At 61.9% G+C, this 6,405-nt stretch carries 5 protein-coding genes; 4 read left to right on the top strand and 1 reads right to left on the bottom strand.

The window, feature by feature from the left end; genetic code table 11:
* Positions 1–164: 164 nt before the first annotated feature.
* From QD356_RS05230 to QD356_RS05215, 4 genes are all read left to right on the top strand, one after another.
* The gene (locus tag QD356_RS05230) at positions 165–473 is read left to right on the top strand and encodes an antibiotic biosynthesis monooxygenase family protein (RefSeq protein ID WP_192838227.1); all 309 of its coding nucleotides are present in this window, start codon (positions 165–167) and stop codon (positions 471–473) included.
* 320 nt (positions 474–793) lie between these two features.
* Entirely contained in the window at positions 794–2,224 is a 1,431-nt protein-coding gene (locus QD356_RS05225; protein WP_192838226.1) for a solute carrier family 23 protein, read from the top strand.
* A 263-nt stretch (positions 2,225–2,487) separates the two neighbouring features.
* The gene (gene ushA, locus QD356_RS05220) at positions 2,488–4,203 is read left to right on the top strand and encodes a bifunctional UDP-sugar hydrolase/5'-nucleotidase UshA (protein WP_279877004.1); all 1,716 of its coding nucleotides are present in this window, start codon (positions 2,488–2,490) and stop codon (positions 4,201–4,203) included.
* 178 nt (positions 4,204–4,381) lie between these two features.
* A complete protein-coding gene (locus tag QD356_RS05215) occupies positions 4,382–4,834 on the top strand; it encodes an Lrp/AsnC family transcriptional regulator (RefSeq protein WP_043332694.1) in 453 nt (150 codons plus the stop codon).
* A gap of 86 nt (positions 4,835–4,920) precedes the next feature.
* Here QD356_RS05215 and QD356_RS05210 read toward each other — a convergent pair whose 3' ends face one another.
* Positions 4,921–5,739, bottom strand: a complete 819-nt coding sequence (locus tag QD356_RS05210; protein WP_192838225.1) for a hypothetical protein — start codon at positions 5,737–5,739, stop codon at positions 4,921–4,923.
* Between the last annotated feature and the right edge of the window lie 666 nt (positions 5,740–6,405).

Here is a 6,405-nt window from a genome sequence, read left to right as displayed (position 1 = left end):
AAGTCGCCGCCGTGCCCGCCGCATTGCATCCCGATGGCGGACATGCCACCTTTTCGAGGCAGGCCAGCGCAGTGCATTCCCGGCGGCGATGTCCGGCTTGCGTGCCTGATTCGTTTCGCCCATCTGTTACGTCCACTTCTTACGCCCACGACAGGATTCATGCCATGTCCATCAAGCTTATCGCGACACTGACCTTCCCCGCCGACCAGCAGGACAAGGCACGCGATGCTCTCGCCGAACTGGTCGAGAAGAGCCAGTCCGACAAGGGCTGCCTGCAGTATGAATTCTTCGCGATCGACAAGAACGTCGCGGAAGGTGAGCCGGTACCGGCAGGCGACTTCATGGTTCTCGAAGAATGGTGGGATGAAGAAGCTCTCAATGAACATGTCGCCAGCGATCACTTCCAGGGTTTCCTGAGTGCCTTCGGCGAAGGCGAGATGACACTCAACATCCAGCGTCTGCTCAACCCGTAACGACATCCTGCTGAGCGGCCGCCTTCTGCTCCTGACGGCTGCGCCTTCTTTGCGCCCTCGTTGCCGCATGGCTCAGCAAGCTCTTACGCAAATCCCCGCAGGGCGTCACGCTCTGCGGGGATTTGCGTGTCTGGAATACGGGCTTCGACAGGGTTAATGCCTGATGCTTAGAAATAGCGAAGCAAGCCAAGGAAAACCAGAGGGAATCACTGAACTTGGTTCATATCTTGCTTATAATTGCCTGCCCGCGCTGAACACTCCAGTGCCTGACACCATTCCCGCCATCGCCATTGCATCGCGAGCAGAACAAGGAGCGTCCCATGACCCAATCCTCTTCCCATTCCAAGGGGATAGATGAGCCACTGCTCGGCCTCGATAGCTGCCCATCGGTGCCAGTGTCCGCATTGGCTGGCGCCCAGCATCTGCTGGCCAGTCTGGCCGGTATCATTGCACCGACATTGATCATCACCAGTGCACTGTCGCTCGATGCCTATACTGCCAGCCTGCTGTCGATGGCACTGGTGGTCTCCGGGATCGCCACCTGGATCCAGTCCCAGCGCATCGGACCGTTCGGCTCGGGGCTGTTGAGCATCCAGGGCACCAGTTTCAGCTTCGTGTCCGCGCTGATCACCGCCGGGTTGATCGCACGCTCCCAGAATGCCAGTGACGAACAGGTACTGGCGGTACTGTTCGGCACCTGCCTGGCGGGCAGCCTGATCGAGATGGCGCTGGGCACGGTATTGCCGTGGCTCAAGCGGGTCATCACGCCCGTGGTCACCGGCGTGGTGGTGATGCTGATCGGCCTGAGCCTGATCCAGGTGGGCATGACGGACATCGGCGGCGGGTTTGGTGCCGAGGACTTCGGTGCACCCGCCAATCTGGCACTGGCCGGTTGTGTGCTGATCACGGTGCTGGCCTGTCAGGTCTCGCGCCATCCGTGGCTGAGAATCGCCTCCATCTTCATCGGCATGGCAATCGGCTGCATCATCGCCGCCATCGGCGGCCTCTATGATGCACCGCAGCTGGCCGATGCCGCCCTGTTGGCCCTGCCGCATCCGGCGACGCTGAGCACCGGCTTCGACTTCTCGCTGGCGGCTTTCCTGCCGGTGGCCTTCATCTTCGTGATCACTGCCATCGAGACGGTCGGTGATCTCACCGGCAGCGCACGCGCCTCGGGGCTCGCCGTGGATGATGACACGCATCAGAAGCGTCTACGCGGTGGTGTACTCGCGGATGGCCTGAATTCCGCACTCGGCGCGCTGGCCGGCACCTTCCCCAACACCACCTTCAGCCAGAACACCGGCGTGATCCAGCTGACCGGCATCGCCAGCCGCCATGTGGGCCGCTACGTGGCAGGCTTCCTGCTGCTGCTGGGCCTGTCGCCCTTCATCGCCACCCTGCTGACCCAGATGCCGCGCCCGGTGCTCGGTGCCACCACCACGCTGATGTTCGCGCTGATCGCGGTGTCTGGCATCCGCATCCTGATGGCGCAGCCCATCGGGCGCCGCGAGATGATGATCATCGCGCTGGCCCTGGGGCTGGGGCTTGGCGTCGGCATGGTGCCGGATGTGCTGAACGCCATTCCGGGCGCCTTCGCCGATGCGCTGCGCTCGCCGATCACCATGGGCGGCCTGACCGCCATCATCGCCGAGCTGCTGCTGCCGAAGATGGAAGACGCCGAGGTGTTCAACCCCAAAGCGAGTGAGCGTGAGTCCACCGACAGCATCAGCGCGGACCAGGAACACGCCTGACCCGCAGGCGCAGCAATGAGACATGAAAAGACCGGCGCATCATTGGCCGGTTTTTTCATGTCGGTCTAGAAAGTTCGCACTTCGGGTGTCGGTCATCCAATCTCCACAGCAATGAGGCAGACTGCATGGGGTTGTTCATGCCGTCCCCACCCTTCAAGCAGTTTTACCATCAACACTCTTACAATCAGCACCCTGACAATCAGCACTCACAGATTTGAACGCGCCATTGCGCCTCGGAGCCAGACACAAGGAACGTATCGCTCATGCTGAATACTCGACTCACCTCATCAAATGCGCCGGGCTTGCGCGCATCCCACCGCTCGCGCATGGCGCTGAAGGCCCTGCTGGGGGCTGCACTGCTCAGCACGCTGTGTGCCTGTGCCAGCCAGGCGGGCCATGAATGGCAGGCCGACACTACCTATCACCTGACGGTGCTGCATACCAACGATCACCACGGTCGCTTCTGGCAAAGCAGTGATGGCGAATACGGCATGTCGGCGCGCAAGACGCTGGTCGACCGCATCCGCGCCGAGGTGGAATCCGCAGGCGGCAGCGTGCTGTTGCTGTCGGGTGGCGACATCAATACCGGCGTACCGGAATCCGATCTCCAACAGGCCGAACCCGACTTCAAGGGCATGAACCGCATCGGCTACGACGCCATGGCGGTGGGCAACCATGAATTCGACAACCCGCTGGAGGTGCTGCTCAAGCAGCGCGACTGGGCCGACTTCCCGATGCTGGCCGCCAACATCTACGACAAGACCAGCGGCGAGCGCCTGTTCGCGCCCTGGAAGATCTTCGATGAGCATGGCATCCAGATCGCGGTGATCGGCCTGACCACCGAAGACACAGTGCGTATCGGCAACCCCGAATACTTCAGCAATCTCGACTTCCGTGACCCCAAGGAAGAGGCGCGCAAGGCCATCGAGGAGCTCAACGAGCATGAGCAGCCGGACCTGATCTTCGCCGTCACCCACATGGGCCACTATCAGAATGCCGAGCATGGCATCAATGCGCCGGGCGATGTCTCTCTGGCGCGTTATCTGCCCTACGGCGAACTGGACATGATCGTCGGTGGCCACTCCCAGGAGCCGGTCTGCATGGAGGGCGCCAACCGGATGGCGGACTTCGCGCCCGGCGATGATTGCCAGCCGGACCGCCAGAACGGCACCTACATCGTGCAGGCGCATGAATGGGGCAAGTACGTGGGGCGCGCCGATTACGAGTTCCGCAATGGCGAGCTGACCATGGTCAACTATCAGCTGATTCCGGTGAATCTCAAGAAGACCGTCGAGGAGAATGGCGAGCGCAGGAAGGTGCTGGTCGCAGAGGAAATTGCCGAGGACAGCGAACTGCGCGAATTCCTGCGCCCCTATCAGGAAAAGGGTCAGGCGCAGCTCAACGTCACGGTCGCACAGAGCAACGGCAAGCTGGAAGGTGATCGCGATGTGGTGCGCTTTGCCCAGACCAACCTGGGACGTCTGATCGCCACCGCCGCCATGCAGGCCGGCAAGGCCGACTTCGGCGTGATGAACGCAGGTGGCGTGCGCGCCTCCCTGCCCGCGGGCGAGATCACCTACAAGGATGTGCTGACCGTGCTGCCCTTCGGCAACACCGTGGGAGTCGTGACCATGTCAGGTAGCGAGGTGCTCGAGTATCTCGAGGCGGTGGCCACCCAACCGGTGGACTCCGGCGCCTATGCCCAGTTCGCCGGCGTCAGCCTGCGCGTCAATCGCGAGGAAGGCAGCGTCTCCGAGGTGATGATTCAGGGCCAGCCATTGGCCATGGACGCGCAGTATCGCTTCACCGTCCCGAGCTTCAATGCCGCCGGCGGGGATGGCTATCCGAAGGTCACTGACCTGCCGGGTTACCTGGATACCGGCTTCGTCGATGCCGATGTGCTCAAGGCCTACCTTGCCGAGCAGAGCCCGATCGACGTCGCGGCATACGCGCCCCAGGGCGAGATCGTCTATCAGTGACGCTTGAGGCTTCTGCTCTAAACATGCACATGACAACGGGACGCATTGGCGTCCCGTTTTGGTTTCCAGAGCCGGAATATCCTCGCCAGAGGCGGAAATCGGACTATACAAGTGCGGATCGCACAGGTTTGATAAGACATGCGCACCACTACAACAAAGACCGTCGAGACCCTGGCCCATGAACCTCAACCGCACCGACAGTGAGCTGCTCAACCTGCTGATCAAGGACGGTCGCATGTCCTACGCCGATATCGCCCGCAAGCTCGGCATTTCGCGTGCCCATGCGCGCAGCCGCGTCCAGGCGCTGGTCGAGAGCGGCGTGATCGAACAGTTCACCGCCGTCATCAACCCCGACAAGCTCGGCAAGGGCATCTCCACCTTCGTGGATCTGACCGTCGCCCCCAGTGCCATCGAACGCATCGCCGAGGAGCTTTCCGCCTGCGTCGAGGTGGTCAGCCTCTATATCATGAGCGACCTGAAAAGCCTGCACATCCACACCCTCACCGACAGCTACGAGGCCTTCGATGCCTTCGTGCGCGCGCATATCTTCAATCGCGACGAGATTCTCTCGGTCGACTGCAAGTCGCTGATGACCCGCGTGAAGCACCGTCGTGGCGGTGCGCGGCTATGACGTCTCTGTCTCTGCCTCTGACGCCGCAGCCCCGGACGGCGCCGGAGCCGTCATTTCACTCGACACCTCAACTATCACTGCAAGCGTCACTGCAACCTTGCCAGCCCGCGCAGCAGCCGTAGCGCGATCCACAGAAAGCCCAGCGGGAACAGTACCGTCTGGGTGATGAACAGCATGGTGAGATCGATCACCTTGTCGGTCATCGCATCAAAGCCCTGGGTGACACTGGTGATCGGCCCACCGACCCAGCCTTCCATGCTGCCCTTGAACTGCTGCCACCAGCTGCGCTCCTCGTGCGCGCCACCTACCTGCTTGTCGGCGACTTCCGCCAGCTGCTGCTGCGTCACGCTCAGCTGCGCCATCTGGGTATCGCGACTGTCATCGAGAAAGGCCTGACCCGCGGCGCCGCTGGCCAGCGCGACACTCAGCACCGCGAAGCGCAGTGCGATGCCCCACAGGGCCACGCGCAGAATGGCCACCTGCCACCAGTGCTGACGGGGATGCACGCCATCGACCGATTGGCGATTGCCGGTAAGTAGCCCGAGAGCCGCCAGCAGGCAGGCACCGCTGGCGAAGGCCTTGATGATCAGCGAGCCGGAAATGCCCAGCAGCAGCTTCTGCAGCGCCAGCGAGCCGGTCGCCGCGAACATCACCCACGAGAAGCGCTCGATCATGTCATTGGCGGGGTCCAGCGCTTCTCCGGGCGAGACCTGAAACACCTGCAGGTCGATGGTCGAGGACTGCAGCACCGAGATGGTCGCGTTCAGGCCCTTGGCGATGGCAAAGGCGCTGAATGCCTGGCCCAGAGTGGCGTCGAGGAAATCCAGCGCCCACTGCTGCGGCATTTCCCACCAGGCAAGCACCGCCATCACCACCAGGATGGCGACCAGCAGGATGCGCGGCACCTGTGCCTCTCCTGGCGCCCCGGGCGTGACGGGCAGGCGAGGCCCGGCAGCCTTCGCCACGCATGTAGATGCGGCGGCAGGCGAAGACTCCGAGCGGGCGGTAGGCTCTTCAGGCACATGAGGTGACATCTAACGCTCCATCAGGACAAAGCCGCATGATGCCACCGACCCGTCAGACTGTCGTCTGTGGCGCCTCGCATGAAGACTAGAGGTGGTCGAACCGGCTCTGATTTGGCGACTCTGATTGACCGACGCTGATTGACCGACTCTGAGCGCCCCTAACCAGGTGCACCATGATCGATCGCACGCACCATCAGGTCGCGAGCATGACAATTGATCATCTCCACCCCACATTCGTGAGCCAGATGTCACCCTCCCCGTCGCTATCGGTGAACAAATGCCGCGATAGGCGTCATCTTCTGACATTTGTCAGGCCCTGAACTTTGCCAATCAGTGCTTCCACGGCCTCACTTGGGCAACGCCAGGGGCGCACTCACGCTCCATCAGCGCAACACAGCGTCCAGTATCTCCATGCAAAAGATTGAAAATAAAGAATAAATCTCCCTGCGCGCCAAATGGCACACGCCTTGCAGAGTCATCCGTGTAGCCCACTGACAAATGGCAGCCTCCTGGCTAACAAATGACAGGCAACGCTACTCAAGAACA

The sequence above is a fragment of the Cobetia sp. 2AS genome, assembly GCF_029846355.1.
Taxonomy (GTDB): Bacteria; Pseudomonadota; Gammaproteobacteria; order Pseudomonadales; family Halomonadaceae; genus Cobetia; species Cobetia amphilecti.
Note: the sequence above shows the minus strand (reverse complement) of the source record. Positions and strands in the feature narration are given on the sequence as shown.

Excerpts from the sequence above, each read along its gene's own strand:
- QD356_RS05225 (WP_192838226.1), top strand. The coding sequence starts at position 794 with ATGACCCAATCCTCTTCCCATTCCAAGGGGATAGATGAGCCACTGCTC.
- ushA (WP_279877004.1), top strand. The coding sequence starts at position 2,488 with ATGCTGAATACTCGACTCACCTCATCAAATGCGCCGGGCTTGCGCGCA.
- QD356_RS05230 (WP_192838227.1), top strand. The coding sequence starts at position 165 with ATGTCCATCAAGCTTATCGCGACACTGACCTTCCCCGCCGACCAGCAG.
- QD356_RS05215 (WP_043332694.1), top strand. The coding sequence starts at position 4,382 with ATGAACCTCAACCGCACCGACAGTGAGCTGCTCAACCTGCTGATCAAG.